Annotated in this window: 18 protein-coding genes; 3 read left to right on the top strand and 15 right to left on the bottom strand. The window is 59.3% G+C overall.

The features are described 5' to 3' along the window. Position 1: 1 nt before the first annotated feature. The 4 genes from EPL00_RS21240 to EPL00_RS21225 all read right to left on the bottom strand — a co-directional run bounded on the left by EPL00_RS21240 (position 2) and on the right by EPL00_RS21225 (position 2243). Entirely contained in the window at positions 2-724 is a 723-nt protein-coding gene (locus tag EPL00_RS21240; protein WP_135855203.1) for a hypothetical protein, read from the bottom strand. A gap of 113 nt (positions 725-837) precedes the next feature. Then, positions 838-1047, bottom strand: a complete 210-nt coding sequence (locus EPL00_RS21235; protein WP_135855202.1) for a hypothetical protein — start codon at positions 1045-1047, stop codon at positions 838-840. A gap of 123 nt (positions 1048-1170) precedes the next feature. Then, a complete protein-coding gene (locus tag EPL00_RS21230; protein ID WP_135855201.1) occupies positions 1171-1419 on the bottom strand; it encodes a hypothetical protein in 249 nt (82 codons plus the stop codon). A gap of 449 nt (positions 1420-1868) precedes the next feature. After that, positions 1869-2243 (bottom strand): hypothetical protein, encoded by a 375-nt coding sequence (locus tag EPL00_RS21225; RefSeq protein WP_135855200.1) that lies wholly within the window; start codon positions 2241-2243, stop codon positions 1869-1871. A 737-nt stretch (positions 2244-2980) separates the two neighbouring features. On the opposite strand from EPL00_RS21225, the gene EPL00_RS21220 reads away from it, so the two are divergent. Next, positions 2981-3241 carry a hypothetical protein gene (locus tag EPL00_RS21220; protein WP_135855199.1) on the top strand — a complete coding sequence of 87 codons (261 nt, stop codon included), beginning with the start codon at positions 2981-2983 and terminating at the stop codon, positions 3239-3241. Positions 3242-3469: 228 nt separating this feature from the next. On the opposite strand, the gene EPL00_RS21215 is transcribed toward EPL00_RS21220, so the two are convergent. The 4 genes from EPL00_RS21215 to EPL00_RS21200 form a co-directional block, all read right to left on the bottom strand. Continuing rightward, on the bottom strand, positions 3470-3793 hold the full coding sequence (locus tag EPL00_RS21215) for a hypothetical protein (protein ID WP_135855198.1): 324 nt from the start codon (positions 3791-3793) through the stop codon (positions 3470-3472). Positions 3794-3999: 206 nt separating this feature from the next. Then, positions 4000-4194, bottom strand: a complete 195-nt coding sequence (locus EPL00_RS21210; RefSeq protein ID WP_162224296.1) for a hypothetical protein — start codon at positions 4192-4194, stop codon at positions 4000-4002. A gap of 328 nt (positions 4195-4522) precedes the next feature. Further along, positions 4523-5380, bottom strand: a complete 858-nt coding sequence (locus tag EPL00_RS21205; protein WP_135855197.1) for an HNH endonuclease — start codon at positions 5378-5380, stop codon at positions 4523-4525. Positions 5381-5806: 426 nt separating this feature from the next. After that, positions 5807-6094 carry a PadR family transcriptional regulator gene (locus EPL00_RS21200; RefSeq protein ID WP_135855196.1) on the bottom strand — a complete coding sequence of 96 codons (288 nt, stop codon included), beginning with the start codon at positions 6092-6094 and terminating at the stop codon, positions 5807-5809. Positions 6095-6143: 49 nt separating this feature from the next. Between EPL00_RS21200 and EPL00_RS21195 the strand changes: the two genes are divergently transcribed. Next, the gene (locus EPL00_RS21195; RefSeq protein WP_135855195.1) at positions 6144-7334 is read left to right on the top strand and encodes a CAP domain-containing protein; all 1191 of its coding nucleotides are present in this window, start codon (positions 6144-6146) and stop codon (positions 7332-7334) included. A 23-nt stretch (positions 7335-7357) separates the two neighbouring features. Here the strand turns inward: EPL00_RS21195 and EPL00_RS21190 are convergent, their stop codons facing one another. The 7 genes from EPL00_RS21190 to EPL00_RS21165 form a co-directional block, all read right to left on the bottom strand. Next, positions 7358-9457: a type B DNA-directed DNA polymerase gene (locus tag EPL00_RS21190; RefSeq protein WP_135855194.1), complete on the bottom strand. Its 2100-nt coding sequence runs from the start codon at positions 9455-9457 to the stop codon at positions 7358-7360. Between the two features lie 4 nt (positions 9458-9461). Continuing rightward, positions 9462-9746 carry a hypothetical protein gene (locus EPL00_RS21185; protein WP_135855193.1) on the bottom strand — a complete coding sequence of 95 codons (285 nt, stop codon included), beginning with the start codon at positions 9744-9746 and terminating at the stop codon, positions 9462-9464. Continuing rightward, the gene (locus EPL00_RS21180) at positions 9733-10455 is read right to left on the bottom strand and encodes a hypothetical protein (RefSeq protein ID WP_135855192.1); all 723 of its coding nucleotides are present in this window, start codon (positions 10453-10455) and stop codon (positions 9733-9735) included. Before EPL00_RS21180 ends, EPL00_RS21185 begins: the two co-directional genes overlap by 14 nt. A 244-nt stretch (positions 10456-10699) precedes the next feature. Further along, the gene (locus EPL00_RS21175; RefSeq protein WP_202932734.1) at positions 10700-11209 is read right to left on the bottom strand and encodes a 2-oxo acid dehydrogenase subunit E2; all 510 of its coding nucleotides are present in this window, start codon (positions 11207-11209) and stop codon (positions 10700-10702) included. A 15-nt stretch (positions 11210-11224) separates the two neighbouring features. Further along, a complete protein-coding gene (locus EPL00_RS23705) occupies positions 11225-11491 on the bottom strand; it encodes a hypothetical protein (RefSeq protein WP_202932733.1) in 267 nt (88 codons plus the stop codon). A gap of 140 nt (positions 11492-11631) precedes the next feature. Further along, positions 11632-12258 carry a class I SAM-dependent methyltransferase gene (locus tag EPL00_RS21170; RefSeq protein WP_135855191.1) on the bottom strand — a complete coding sequence of 209 codons (627 nt, stop codon included), beginning with the start codon at positions 12256-12258 and terminating at the stop codon, positions 11632-11634. Positions 12259-12366: 108 nt separating this feature from the next. Further along, complete coding sequence (locus EPL00_RS21165; RefSeq protein WP_135855190.1) at positions 12367-13053, bottom strand: helix-turn-helix domain-containing protein; 687 nt, start codon at positions 13051-13053, stop codon at positions 12367-12369. Positions 13054-13321: 268 nt separating this feature from the next. On the opposite strand from EPL00_RS21165, the gene EPL00_RS21160 reads away from it, so the two are divergent. Continuing rightward, positions 13322-14113, top strand: coding sequence for an alpha/beta fold hydrolase (locus tag EPL00_RS21160; RefSeq protein ID WP_135855189.1), 792 nt, complete (start codon positions 13322-13324; stop codon positions 14111-14113). Positions 14114-14136: the final 23 nt, after the last annotated feature.

Genomic DNA, 14136 nt, shown 5'->3' with positions numbered 1-14136 from the left:
CCTATCGTGCGTGCGGTAGTAAGACTTCGTTCACGAGACGACTGAATTCGAGCGAACTGAAGCCACTCGGCTGATAGACCTCGGCGTACCCCGACTGTGTGACCATCATCTTGACCATCTGGTCCTCGAACTCGAACCGCATCCCGATTCGGTTCTTGTCCGACTCCCAGAGGACATCACCGATATCCTCGTCTTCGAAGATGTCGCCTTCTCCGTATCCATCGCCGGAGTCTACGTCACCCGACCGATTGTGGAATCCACCCATCCAGAACGTCGCTTCCGGGTGGTGAGCTTCGATAAGAGAGTTGATGTCGAACTCGACCTTCTCGACAGTCGTATCGGTCGCTCTACTCAGGAGGTCGAAAGCAAACGTGTCGTCCGTGCTTTCGACGATTGCGTATTCTCCGAGGACGCAAAGAAAGTCCGTGACGTTCGTTACGACATCGACTCGCGTCTCGTCGATTCCGATTTGACCGTTCTGATTGATACCGAACGTTTCTATCTCCGTCGCCTCTTGATGAGCCGCCTGCCCGTAGACGACTTGATGACCGTAGATATCCGTTTCTGCTTGACCGACTTCGAGACTGGAGCGAATGGTTTCGCCGTGTTGCGTATCTTCATCTGGGAAGTCAGATGTGTCGATAGTGTCGAAGTCCCCGTGTACCCTTGCGATTGCACCTGCTTTCATGAACGCATCTAGAGAATACCATATACCTGTATACATTTTTCGATTATAATTTCCTATTTGAATATTATTTGTTGATCAAAGAACCTAGGCCGGAATAAGAACTCTACTTAATAGAGATCTGAACATCAAAAAGAGGATTAAATATAAAGTTACGCCTCCAAAATCACCTGTTCCCTCGGAATCGTCTCGTCGGTCTTCTGGTCGTACACCTCCCAGAACTCGGGGTCCACGTCCAACTGGTTCGCACACGCTCGACACCACATGTGGTTATTTGTCATCTCCCACGACGTGTGCCCGTTCGGACAGCGATACCGCCACTTCTGAGACTTCTTCGTGATCTGCACCTGTGCGACGCCCATATCCGGCGCTACTCACGAGGGGGTTATGATACCGATTCGATAGTTCGGTGAAAGTGAAAATACTTCATAAGAATGGTGGAATAGTAACCGATTCGAGAGAGCGAACAAAACGTCTCTCGCGGTCTACTCGACGTTCATCACCAGATGCTCGCGCGTTCGCTTCGCGCTCCCCGACTTCCCGTTGCCCATGAAATTCTTCTCGCCGCGCCCGACGACCCGATACTCCTCCCGTAGCCCGCCGGGTAGTTCGGCGTACGACACCAGCCAGTCGCCCTCCAACTCGCCCAACGCCGAGACGAACTCCGAATGCTCGATGTCCGAGACGGGGTAGTACCCCTCCTTGCCGACGTACGGCGGGTCGCAGTAGAACACGGTCTCCTCGCCCTTGTACTCGTCTCCCGACTTCGCTAGTTCGGCCTCCTGGGACGGGACGATTGTCTCGACGGCGGCGACGTACCGGGTCTCGCGCGCGAGTTATGTGCGCAAAACACTTTGCGCCCGACCGCGACGCGCTCGCTATTCCAATTTGAACGCCGGTCCGTGTCACTACTAACCAATGACACCCTTTACGTGATAGTAATCATTGGTTAGTATCAGGGCGAATTTTGACTCTTCCCGCCCGAAAGATATCCGCGTGGTCGTCTGGTAGCAAGAAAACGGTTCGCACCAGCATATCGCTAACCAATGGAACCAACTCGCAAAACACACTCCATTGGTTAGCGAGAAGCGTACAGTCCGTCTCGACACTTGCGTCTGCTGGACTACTTAGGCGAGTACCAACACCGGGTAATCAAGAAGGAAGCCCCACCCTGATCCGTCCGCTACGCCTCGCTTCCCTTGTCCGGCCCGCTGTACTCCTCTACCTCGACGCCCGTCAACGCTAACCGCGTGGTCTGCGCCGCCGCGACCTGCATCACTCCGAGGAACGCGGTCGCGACGACCTCATTTGTCCCGAGCGTCGGCGTCTCAACCTCACCACTGTTACACTCCCGACAGTACACCCGCGGGAGGTTCCACTGGTCGTGCCCGGCGGTGCGATACGCGTAGACAGTCACACCGTGGCCGTCATGCAACTCTCGACCACAACAGCAACACGTCCCCTTCGCACCAGCGAGACCGACCTGCAGTCCCGTGAGGACTTGCTCGACGTTGGTCTCGACGCGCACGGTCTCGGACTCCGACTGGGCGAACGCCATCTAGCGACACCTCCAACAGACGACGCCCTCACCACTCGTCTGACCGCCACACTCGGGACAGTCCGCAACATCAAGCCCAAGCTCGGAATGGCGCGCCTGTTGTTCGGCACGCTCCATGCGCTCGCACTCTCGACACACACGGTACTGAGTGGGACAACCGCACTGCTGGCATCCCATACTTACACCCCCTCCAAGCGTTCGACAACTGGTTGGCGAGCGTTACGCTTTTCTTCGCGTAGGTTTGACTCGAACATGGCTTTCTAGTCCCGTTGGAAAGCCGTGGTCTCGGGTGCTGGAACACCCGTGGACCGTTCTCCCAAAGTGAGAACAAGCCCTAATAGCCTCGGCTTTCCTAACTAGAATTATGCACGTATTAAACTTAAAACTACTGAAAGCGAAACACAAGATAGAGTTCCCATACCGCGAGAAATTGAGCGTTTCACACAACTAGAGGCGTACTTAAACCGCGCTCTACACTCGGGGGATGGCTCCAAGACCTAATACGTGGTTAGGTTCCTCGACGCCGAGGGCTACGATTACGTTGTCTTTCTCAATGACGGCGATATCAAGGATGCTACGTCTCATAAAGAGATGCTGGCCGAAAAGGACATCGACGAGAGTTGAATCATCTTCATGAGTGAGGTGCTGGACGACGCCGACGAGAATCGGTCAAGGTTGAAAAACGCCTCCCCGCGAACACCTTCTGCGAGGTCGTTGCCGAGCAATACCCCGACGATGTGGATCCGGACAAGCTGGTTGAGGCTGTCGACCACGAACATAAGATGATGTTCGATGCTGTAGAAGGGAAACTCAACGAGATCGAGCAGGGGGAACCGGAGGAAGGTGCGTTCGATAAGGGTGTGGTTGCGGAGACCATCTACGACCGAATAGCGAGTGGGAAGTACAGCGATGACGAACTTGGCGAGGAGACGCTAGAAGCATTCGCATCCTTGATTCAGAAGACGGCAGATGTTTTGAAACCGGATGAATACAATTAAATTGGATTAGCAATGCCTCTGGGGAGGTAACCGCGGAAGGTAGGGTGAGGATTGTGATTACGATGCCGATACCAATTGTGAATGCGATACTGAACTGTGCCATCATGTATGAAGCGAGACCCGCTCCGACGATGTTTACCATAACTTGTCGAATCACCTCCTTGACCTGCCCCCCGCTTCCGCGGAATCGATGCCCATGCAGGGATTCGAACCCTGCCTTCCGGGGGATCAGGCCAAGATCACTTCCCACCAGGGAATTATGTCTAAAAATAGATTCTTACGGCACTTAAATTGTTTGTCGGCTCTAATTCTTTGTGAGGGGAATTGCTGAACGAAGATCAGGGGCTGATTCAGTATCAGACGGAAAAAGTAGAACACCGTCTCCAGCCACTCGACCAGTTCCTTCTCGCAGTCGCATAGCACCTGGAAGAACTGCACGAGGTTGCCGTCCCGGTTACTGTACACCTCGACGGTACTCCTATCTAGGTCCTTGTTCACCAGCGCGTTACTCGTGCCGCCGAACACCCCCACGAAGCAGATGTGTTCAAGCATGGACTCCGGTATCCACGACGTAAGCCGCGACTTCCCGCCGAGGACGGGGCCACCGCGTCTGGCACCGCCGACCACCTCCTCAACGCCGACGGGTAGCTCAATTCGCGCAGTGCCGGTCTACTCTGGGTGCGTGGGAACCATGCACCGGTCCGAGAAACCGGGTCGTGATAAAGTTCGTTCTATAGTGCACTGAAAGTGAAAGTGATTCACCCGTGATAGTCCTCTCGATAACTTTCTTCAATGTTTTCTTTGATGTCCTGATTTGTGTATTCGTGCCAATTTGGTGATGGTGCATCATCCCTTGCGGATCGCTTCTGACCTGAAATATCCATTTTAATTACTTTTATATATAAAATAGTAAATACATTTATATTTTCTACAAACTCAGTATGGATATCCAAGAACTCTTTAGGACTACATAGTGAAATAATAAGAGTAAAATTTATGATAATTTTGGATTCCATCGAAATAAGTTCGTTTCTTCTAAATCTCGAACACCTACCGATACCATGGATGAATCGGCCCCCAGAACTACTCCTCTCTTGCGGATGTAGCACTCAGCGTTCATTAATTTTTTATCGTTCGAATTGCTCGGTCCCGTCAACGCCGGACTCGTCGAACGGGGCCGCGACAAGACTCCACCATCGGGGCTGTAGAAGATGGTCTTCTCACCCTGTTCGACGATGTCGACGAGAGGGTGGGTGCGCTCACGAAGCTAAGTGGTGCCGGTTAGCTAAAATCTGAAAGTGACGTACTCTGTTTATCGTCAAGCCTCCGTACTGCAGTACCACTATCCAAGAGATAATTCTGATAGGCTACCTGCCCACCAAGAATCTCGATTGATTTCCGATCTATGTTCGCCTCTCTTTTGAAGTAGACACTCCCGTATTCTGCTTCTATTTCCCCCCAGTTATCCCATTTCTCCAATTCCGACATCACGCTCCGTAGTCGCTTTATTGCATTAGAGCCGATTTCGAGTTCATCCTTTAGTTCGAAAATCGTGAAAATCGGATACTGAGCAGCGTTAGCGGTACGAACGACAGCCCTAGCGATCTCATCGTCTGTTTGGAAGGACGAACGAGGCGTACTCCCATGCTTTTCGAGGTGGCATTCCTTACAGAGAGTTCGAAGATTTGAGGTCTCGTCTGTTCCGCCAGCGCTCTTTGGGGTGACATGATCAACGTGAAGTTGCACCTCTCCCGCTGGGCCACCCGTTCTCTTGCATTCCTGGCAAATGAAGTCATCCCGATTTAGCACCTCTTTTCGCTTTTTCTCCCATCCTGTGGTCGCATTCTCCGTTGTTCGTCCATAACCATGACGCGACCCTCCTGTCGGAATTAGGTATGCATCTGCAGGAGTAGTATCGTTCTTTGCAACCGTTTGAATTCGGAGGTCCCTTGTCCCGATGTAGGAGAGGTGAATCGCTTCAATCTCGGCCTGCTTACGAGACTCAAACGTCAAAATAGAGCCTTCACGCTCGTGAAATCGGCGAAGATGTTTGTTCCCCTCGATAGTAGACTCCTTGGTTTCCACTTTAAATAGGGCAGAATCGTTGCCGCAGCCATTAGTAGGAGTCTCTGAACTCATTTTCTTCTCTGAGGGGTACGAAGTCCAACTCGTCAAATCTTTCGCTATTAGTGGAAAGAAGAATCATCGTTATATCGCCCGTTCTCTTTCCTCTCGGCAATCTGCCCGGCCATATCCTCAGTTACGCGCGCAGCCGAGTCCCCCGTTCCGACGATTTTCCACCCAACCTGCGTAGCCTCGCACGTGCCGTCCGGTCACTTCGCCAGTTTGACCATCGCAATTCCGTAATCAGTTTTCTCATACGATTCGGTCTCCTCTTAGTATTACATGTCATCGAAATCGGGAACCCACTAAGACTCTCGCCGTCCGGGCCGGAAGTGAGAGTGGCCGAATAGACCAATTCAACTATCCGTAACGGAATGGTTTTGAGGTTAGTTTTCGTACCCCATACCGATTTACGTGACAGAAATAAGAAACCGCAGTCATTCACTCCTCGGGCACTCGCCCCCCAACCCACTCGCTATACTCCCGTACTGCCTCACGGCCCTCCTCGGTCAGCACGTAGGCGCTCCCGTAGCCTTCGCTCGCGCGCTTCTCAACCAGACCATCGCTACGGAGCGTTTTCAGCACCGGGTAGACGCTCGATTGACTTGCACCCGAGGAGTACAGTTTATCCAGCGCATCACCGAGGTCGTGGCCTGAGGGGTCGTCGTGTTCGGCGAGGAGAAAACACATGTCGCGTTCGAGGGCGGTATAGTCGTGGAGGGGTGGCATTCGTGTACGAGCAAAACCATTAACTTGTGATACAAATAGGACTCGATAGATGGGAACCTGTTCGCACTGTGGAACATCCGACGCTCTGACCCGTGACTGCAACCACTGCGGGAAAGAAGTCTGCGGTGAACACACCCTCCCCGAGAACCACGACTGCCCTGCTGTCGATCTCTTTGGCGACGACTCGAAGCACTTGCAGAGCGACCTCGACGCTCGGCGCGACTCGGATACCGAAACGAACGACTCTCAGCAGTTCACCTGTCGCGACTGCGGTGATTCCTACGAGTACTTCGCCGACGCCCAACACTGTTGTCAAACGACGCGCGAACCGATAGCGAATCCCGATACGCATAGTGGAACCGGACGAAACGAGAAGAACGCGGACTTCCCGTCCAGTCCGGATGTCAACACCGACGGGTCAATCAAGGACGACAACCTCACCGACGAACTCGACCGCATCCGCGACTCCGCGACCAACGACGGCGGTGTTCTGAGCGCCCTCTCACAGAAGTTCGAACTAACGTGGCTCAAATTCAAGCTGGCGACGCCGAGTCTCCGAACAGTTCTCGTCGTGCTACTTCTCGGACTCGCCACCACTGGCCAGCTTGGCCTCGCGCCAATTCCGGGCTTCCCGGTCGATACCTCACCCGCCGAGTCGTTGCTGGACGACTCGCAAGGCGCGGTCGCGAACGCCACCGAAACACGCCAGTCCACGTCAGCGTCGAGCGACGAAGGTGATTCCGCCCTCCTCGGGGACGACCTCAATCGAACCAAAATCGAGTATCTGGTTCACGAAGGCATCAACGACCGCCGACGAGACCGTGGCCTCCAACCGCTGGACTTCGATACCGAACTCCGAACTATCGCCCGCTACCACAGCCACGACATGGGAGACCAACAGTACTTCGCTCACACTGCACCCGACGGCGAGACGATGGAGGACCGCTACGAGAAGTACGACTACTCCTGTAAGGTGTCGATGGATGGAAACCAGTACGCCACCGGTGCTGAGAACATCGCGTACACTTACGCTCACGAGGACGTGATTCGTGAGAACGGCGAGCAGGTCTACTACTCGAACGAGAAGGAACTAGCCCGTGGTCTCGTGAACCAGTGGATGAACTCAACCGGCCACCGCGAGAACATCCTGCGAGACTACTGGCAGAACGAAGGTATCGGCATCTACGTTGTCGAAATCGACGGGAAAACTCGGGTGTACGCGACGCAGAACTTCTGCTAATACACGAAGAGTCCTACTCAGAACTAATACCGACTCAGACTCGCGTCCTCCCTATCGGCTAGATACCCACGAATTTCACTCTCGCGCCACCCGAGCGGTGATAGCACGCTCTCGGCAGCGCGAATCACCTGCTCGGCGTAGTACTCCGCGTCGTACTCCTCGGCCTCACTGACCAACGCCACCCGGTCACGAGACGACTTCGCGTCGTCTACGACCACGTACTCGACCGACTGCCCCGGCCGCACGTCCCGGCCCACATCTGCGGCCGATTCAAACGCCGCAACCGTCCGCGTCGAGCGGTGGTACTCCTCGACGTGCTTCGACACCCGCGACTTCACCGCCAACTCCTCGGGGTTTACGTCGCCCTCGCGTAGCCGCCGAAGCGCCGCGGCCACGCGGTCGCAGACCGCCTCAGGCGTCCGGTACTCGTCGTAGACCTCGATACAGTCTCGTTGCACGTCGGCGACGAACGCCGACGTACTCCGCTGGCGACACTCGATGCCGCGATACTTGTACTCGGCTTCGCCCGCTACCGACCCGAAGTATTTCGTCAACGCCCCGGCCTCGCTGTCGCGTAACGGCACGAACGCCGTCCAGTCGTACTCGGCCTCGTACTCCAACCGAATCCCCACCTCGGCGGTGATCTCCTCAGCCAAATCGTCCAGCGACTCCTGCTCGACGCTTTCCCGAGGAGTAACCCAGATGCTATCGACAATCCCATGCACCACGCGCCACCCGCCGTCCTCCAGTCGCTCTTTCGCGTCGAGCAGAATCTCACGAGCAAAGGCATTAATCGCTTCGTGGCACTCGATACGGCCGAACTTCGCGTTCGAGAAGCCCTGATACCCGAAACACGACACCAGTATCCACTTGATAGCCCCCGACCGCCCTTCAAGTTCGGCCAGTCGCTCGTCGTCGTCGGTCGCGCGAATCTCGGCTTTAATCTCGTCGCGAGCGTCGATGAGCGGTTGTAGCACGTCCGGGAGATACCCGCGCTCGTCGCAGATGCAGTACCCAAGCCCCGGAACGTCGTCTCGACCACGGTGACCGTCGCACCGAATCTTCTCCGGCGAGACATTGTACTCACAGATAATGTTTGGGTAGAGCGACGAGAAATCGAGTTCGTGGACCTCCTCGTGAACGCCCACGTCGGGCGCGAACGTGAACCCGCCGCGGTCGGCGTCCTGAAGCTGCCCCATCGTCTTGAACTGCTCGGGCCGCCACGCCTGCCACGGCACCAGCACGCGCCGAGAGAGCGCCTCCCGAATTTGAATCGCGGTCAGGACGTTCCCGATGGACGCCCACGACAGTTCCTGTAAGGGCTTCCCGGACCGCTCTACGAGGTCGATACAGCCCGCGATGTTCGTCTCGTCGTAGAAGAACGTGTTCGAGCGGTCGATAACCACCCTGCCGGGCACGTTGTAGCGGGCGGGCGAGTGGCCGACCTGCCCGTAGCTGGTATAGGTCGATTCGCGGGCGAGTTGCTGGAAGCCCGGTCGCCGCCCAAGTTGCAGGTCGTAGCCGAGGCGATCCGCCAGCGCGTGCAGCTCCGCGAGGAGTTGCGCCGAGTCTACGACCAGCACGTCCGGGTCCCGACGGGCGACAGTCTCCTCGATGCGCCGCAAGGCTCGGTCGGGCGACCGACCCACCTGCTCGCCGCCGACCGACAGCGCGGGCACCTCCTCGTCTTCGAACTCGTGCGCCCGCCCCTCGATAGCGAGCGTCGAAACCTCGCGCTCGGGCGTGGGCGAACACCCCTGTTCGAGACAGTACCGGAACTCCCGCGAGAAGTCCACGTTGAAACAGCGATACTCGCCGGGGTCGCCCCACTCCCGAATCCAGCGAGCGAGACGCGACACCTCCTCGACGCTCGTTACATCCACGCGAATCATCGCCTCGGCGTCGTGGCGAAAGCCCGGCCGCCACTCCTCGACGCTCGTCCGCGCGACCGTCAGGAACTGTTCAAGCGTCGCCTGTGCGTCCGCGAGCGACTGCTCGTCACCCTCACCGCGGCCGACATAGAACGTCGGGGTGTAATCGAGGACACGCTCGTTCGTCGCGCCCTCCTCGGTCAGCGTCCACTCGACGGCCTCGCCGTCGAAAAAGTCTATTTTGTAGGGCATCCCGCTACGACGCCGCGTCGTCTGTCTCGGTCGCCTCGGAGCGTCCGCCTTCGAGTTCCGCTTCGAGGTCTTCGATACGGCGCTCTTGAGCCAGCAGCATCGAGAACAGGACGACCACCATCGGGTTCTGGTGGTTCAGGTAGCCGCCCGCGTCGGCATGCTGGCGGGCCTCCTCCCAAAGGCGGTCGAAGCGGTCTTGGTCGGGGCGTCGGAGCGCCCGCCGGTAGTCCTGCCAGTCGTCTTCGAGCGACGTGAGCAGGTCGCGGAACGTCGGGTTAGTACGCCCCATAGCTCACCTCCGTGGTCGGCGCGACCGTCTCGTGGGACGTCCCGGTGGTCGCGGTCTCGCTGGCCGACACGCGGGCTTCGAGGACGCGCCGCCAGAACGTCAGTGTCGTCTGGACTGTGCCGTCGTCCATCGGGTAGACCAGCGTCTCGAAGTCGTCGCCGACGAACCGTGGCCCGAGCTTGGTTCGTTCGCACCGGATGGTCTCGGCGGCCGCCGCGGCGAGTGGGTCCGAGAACCCGTCTTGCCGAGCGCGCGTGACGAGGACCGGCACGTCGTGTCGGTCGGCGACGCGCGAAATCGTCGCGAGCGCCCGGAGGAACAGGTCCTCGCCCTCGTCGGCGTACGTCTCGGCCTCGCGGTAGCAGTGGTCGAACGCCGGACAGACGACGAGTGACGTCTCCTCGTCTACCTGTTCGCGTAGTTCGCGGACGAGCGCGTAGTGCTGGTGGGCGGTGAACCCACGGGCGACCTGAATTCGACCGAGGGTTCGGCCGCTCGGCGCGAGCGAGGCCAGCGACTGGGTGACCGCGTGACCCGCCGCGTCCACCCACACCGCGTTTCCGTCGTTCGTAAGGAGATGGTCGAGGACCAGCGACTGAAGCGGGGCGGTCGCTCGCTCCTCGCCGTCCACGTCGAGGAGACGGACGCCCGTCTGTAACTCGGGTAGCTCCGGGTCTGCTCTCCCACCGTTCTGTCGTATCGCTCGCATATCATCGCATACTTCGGGTAGTCCGTTAAGCGTCGGCGCGCGGTTTCCGGAAGTTCCGAGAACGGCGGCCTCCTCGGAAGGAAGCCGACACTGGGATAATAGCGCCGGTGAACGGAGGATTCCAGAAGTTGCCAGAAACGAACGGACTCGGACTATCGAATTACTGCCAGTGGCAGGAGAACACGCTTCGTTATCGAATCTTTCGTTCGAGATTGGACCGATAGTATCGGCAAGTTCGACGGTGTCATTCGTCGAACGCGGCGTCGAGACCGGTCCCGGCTTCCAGCCGTTCGCCGAGAGGTCGGACGAACCGCGCGGCGGGCGCTCCGTCCACGACATCGTGGTCGAAGGTGACGGTGAGACTCAGGAACTCTCGGGACCGGAGTTCGCCATCGACGAGGCCCGGTTTGGTGCCGATACCGCCGACGTTGAGTTGGAGAGTGTAGTTCGTGGGACTGACGGCCCACCCGTTTCCGCTGGCGAACATCCCGACCGAGGAGACCGCGACGGTGCCAGCGAGGTCCTTCCACCGTGACGGGAACCACTGCGGGAGTCGCCAGAGTTGTCTGCGGACGAATCCGGGGAGGCGGCGGGCGAGCGCGGCGAGTCCGCCTTCGGGGCCGCTCGCGGCGTCCGCTTGGACGCGCCGAATCTCGTCGTGAATCGACCGGACCGACCGCCGATTGGCCGCTCGGACGACGTGGGGGACGCCGATTCGCCCGCCGTCGAGTTCCCGTTCGACGAGAACGTTCACGTCCACCTCCTCGAACTAGTGGATTCGGCCTCGCCAATCGTGGTATCGGTTGATCTGTGGCTGTTCCTCCACGGTCGTCGCCAGACAGGAGACGACGAAGGCCGTGAACGAGAGGTCCGTTCCCGTTTCCTCCTCGATGGTCCGAATCCGTTCTCTGGCGTCGGTGACGTCGACCTCCACGAGTCCGTGGACGTTGCTCCGGCGGCCCGCCATCTGCATGTAATCGACCGTCAGCTGCCGTTGGGAAGACACGCGCTCGGGTCCGGGGCCTCGGTCGGTCATAGACTCACATCGACAGCGTAAACCAAAACCGTACGCACCGCCGCCGCATCGACTGCCGTACTCGTTCCACGGCCAGTTCTACAGCACCAGCGATTCGGGGCGTTCGATGGCCTGAACGGGCGGCGAAGCGCGAGCGACTGTCACGACTGACCGTCGTCTTCGGCGAGCGAGGCCCGCGGATACGACTGGTGGTTGCCCGACGAGTTTCGCGCGACGATTTGGGTGAGGGCACCCGAGCGCCCGTCGGCGCGGCGTTCCGTGCGCTCGTCGTAGTACAGCACCGTCAAGTCGAGACACGAGTGGAGGAGTTCGTTGGCGGCGAAGCGGTAGCGGTCGCCGCTGGGTCCCGATTCGACCGGGTCCGACGTTCGGAGGTGGTGCTGGACGAAGAGGACGCCGCCCGGCGCGAGCGCCTCCTTGACGTCCGGAAACCGGTCCACGGCGCGATAGAAGCTGATGGTAATCACGTCGTAGGTGGACTCCGGGAAGGTGTACGAGGAGATATCGGCCCGAATCCAGTTCGTGCGGTCGGCGACGCCGCGGTCGGCCGCGTTCCGGCGCGCGATTCGGAGTCCCTCGCCGGACTTGTCGATACCGTCCACCTGATAGCCCTCCTCGGCGAGGAAGACGGCGTTTCGCCCGGTACCCGTCGCGACGTCTAGCGCCCGTCCGTCCGGAAAGCTATCGACGTACCGGCGAAGAACCGGTGACGGGTCGGGGTCTTGGGGGTAGTCGCCGTTCCTGAATCGGTCGTCCCACGTCGTCATGGTATCTCGGCTAGTTCGAGCGCCCTCACTTTGGCGGTGTCGGCTCCTCGGCGCGACCGGCCGCCGTCGTTCGCCTCCGCGGAGTACGACGCCGGGTCGCGTCGAGGTTCAGCCGGGAAGCGGCGGCCACGTCGTCGCCACCGTCTCTCGGATGAGTTGCGTTTGGGCGCGACGCAGCCGCTCGGATACCGAGGAGGCGGTGATACCCAACTCCGCGCCGACGTCTTCGAGGGACGCCCGACGCGGGATGTCGAAGTACCCGCGTTCGTACGCCGTCCGAAGCGCCTCGCGTTGGTCGTCGGTGAGTCCGTCACCCGGCGGTTCGGGTTCGTCGTCGCGAGTGAGTCGCTCCAACTGGAATCGAGCGTTCTGTTGCCAGAACGACGAGAACGCCGCGAACGCGTCCCGGTCGGCGAACCACCCCGTCTGTCGCCAGCCGTTCGGCAGTACCTCGATTCGTTCGATGATTGCGTCGGCCGTGGCGAGCGCTTCGAGACCCGAGAGATCCTCTAGGTGATCGCCGAGTTGCTCCTCGAAACTGAGCGCCGGAACCGCCTGATAGCGGCGCGTGTCACCGGCCCGACCGACCAGAGTCCACTCCTTGACGTCGTAGGCGTCGGCGAGGGCGTTCTCGACCGCCGTCGGCGAACCGTCGGTCACGGTGACGAGGAACAGCGGGCGGGCACCGTGGTTGAACTGCAGTTCGAGAACCAGCGTCGCTTCGGGGACGGCCGTCGCTACTCCTGTAAGCGGGAGCGCCTCGCAGTGTATTTCGAACGTAGCGACGAGTCCCATACCGTATCGTTTCTGTCACTGCTAATGGGTGTGTCGGAAGACGCCATCGGACGAGACGGCTCCGGCACGATAGCGGTCGCCGACACGGAAGTCGTCGCTGCCACGATAATCCTTGCTACTGCGATACTGGCACTCCCGCTTTCACCCCGGCGGGCACGACGACCGCGCCTCGGGGTCCGACAGCGTACTGCTTCATCGACCGACCCCATTTAAAGAGCGCAATTGGTGAGAGAACGACTTAGCCCCGTCGTCCTCGAACGACAGGTGTATGCCAACGAATTTGCCTGCCGACGGCACGGAAGTAGCGTACGAACGACACGGCGATGGTCAGCCGGTAATCCTGCTTCACGGCGGGATGGCTCCTCGGGAGTACTGGAATCCGGTTATTCCGCATCTCGGCGAGTACGCCGCCGTCGTCCCCCAGCGACCGGGCTTCGGCACCTGTCTCGATGACCCCGAGGAGACGAGCGCCGACGACGTACTCGAACGCGAAGCCGAGTACGTCCGAACGCTCGTGGACGAAGTCGACGGCGAGCCGATTCTGTTCGGTCACTCCTTCGGCGCGCTCACGGCGATCGAGGCCGCGACCGAGGCACCCGTCGAAGCGGTGGTCGCGTACGAACCCGCGGTCCTCCCCGAGGAGTACCGAGAGGAAGCCGACCTCGCCAGTCGCATGGAGTCGCTCGTCGAGGCTGGCAAACGCCGGGAAGCGGTCGAACGCTACGTCGAGCAGGTCCTCCATCCCGACGGCATCGACGACCTCGACGCGTGGTTGGCGGAGTGGCCGGTCTGGCCCGACTGCGTCGACCTCGCTGAGGAGGTCGTCCGGATGAATTACGCCGTCGAAGCGTATCGACTCCCCGACCGTCTCGACGTGGACGCCCCCGTCCTCGTGTTGACCGGGACCGATGGACCGGACTTCCTCCGAGAGAGCGCCCGCGCCGTCCACGACGCGCTTCCGACGAGCCGTCTCGTCGAGTTCGACGGCGTCAGCCACAGCGGCCCCGGCGAAGCGCCCGACCTCGTCTGGGCGGAAGCCGAGTCGTTCCTCGACCGGTAAGACCCGTCACGAACGCTCTTTTC

Source organism: Halorussus salinus (genome assembly GCF_004765815.2).
Classification (GTDB): domain Archaea; phylum Halobacteriota; class Halobacteria; order Halobacteriales; family Haladaptataceae; genus Halorussus; species Halorussus salinus.
This window is presented reverse-complemented; position numbering and strand designations above follow the sequence as displayed.

Coding starts and splice junctions, on each gene's coding strand:
- EPL00_RS21225 (WP_135855200.1), bottom strand. CDS start 2,243: ATGGCGTTCGCCCAGTCGGAGTCCGAGACCGTGCGCGTCGAGACCAAC.
- EPL00_RS21165 (WP_135855190.1), bottom strand. CDS start 13,053: ATGGGACTCGTCGCTACGTTCGAAATACACTGCGAGGCGCTCCCGCTT.
- EPL00_RS21180 (WP_135855192.1), bottom strand. CDS start 10,455: ATGCGAGCGATACGACAGAACGGTGGGAGAGCAGACCCGGAGCTACCC.
- EPL00_RS23705 (WP_202932733.1), bottom strand. CDS start 11,491: ATGACCGACCGAGGCCCCGGACCCGAGCGCGTGTCTTCCCAACGGCAG.
- EPL00_RS21170 (WP_135855191.1), bottom strand. CDS start 12,258: ATGACGACGTGGGACGACCGATTCAGGAACGGCGACTACCCCCAAGAC.
- EPL00_RS21205 (WP_135855197.1), bottom strand. CDS start 5,380: ATGAGTTCAGAGACTCCTACTAATGGCTGCGGCAACGATTCTGCCCTA.
- EPL00_RS21215 (WP_135855198.1), bottom strand. CDS start 3,793: ATGCTTGAACACATCTGCTTCGTGGGGGTGTTCGGCGGCACGAGTAAC.
- EPL00_RS21185 (WP_135855193.1), bottom strand. CDS start 9,746: ATGGGGCGTACTAACCCGACGTTCCGCGACCTGCTCACGTCGCTCGAA.
- EPL00_RS21240 (WP_135855203.1), bottom strand. CDS start 724: ATGTATACAGGTATATGGTATTCTCTAGATGCGTTCATGAAAGCAGGT.
- EPL00_RS21160 (WP_135855189.1), top strand. CDS start 13,322: ATGCCAACGAATTTGCCTGCCGACGGCACGGAAGTAGCGTACGAACGA.
- EPL00_RS21195 (WP_135855195.1), top strand. CDS start 6,144: ATGGGAACCTGTTCGCACTGTGGAACATCCGACGCTCTGACCCGTGAC.
- EPL00_RS21190 (WP_135855194.1), bottom strand. CDS start 9,457: ATGCCCTACAAAATAGACTTTTTCGACGGCGAGGCCGTCGAGTGGACG.
- EPL00_RS21235 (WP_135855202.1), bottom strand. CDS start 1,047: ATGGGCGTCGCACAGGTGCAGATCACGAAGAAGTCTCAGAAGTGGCGG.
- EPL00_RS21200 (WP_135855196.1), bottom strand. CDS start 6,094: ATGCCACCCCTCCACGACTATACCGCCCTCGAACGCGACATGTGTTTT.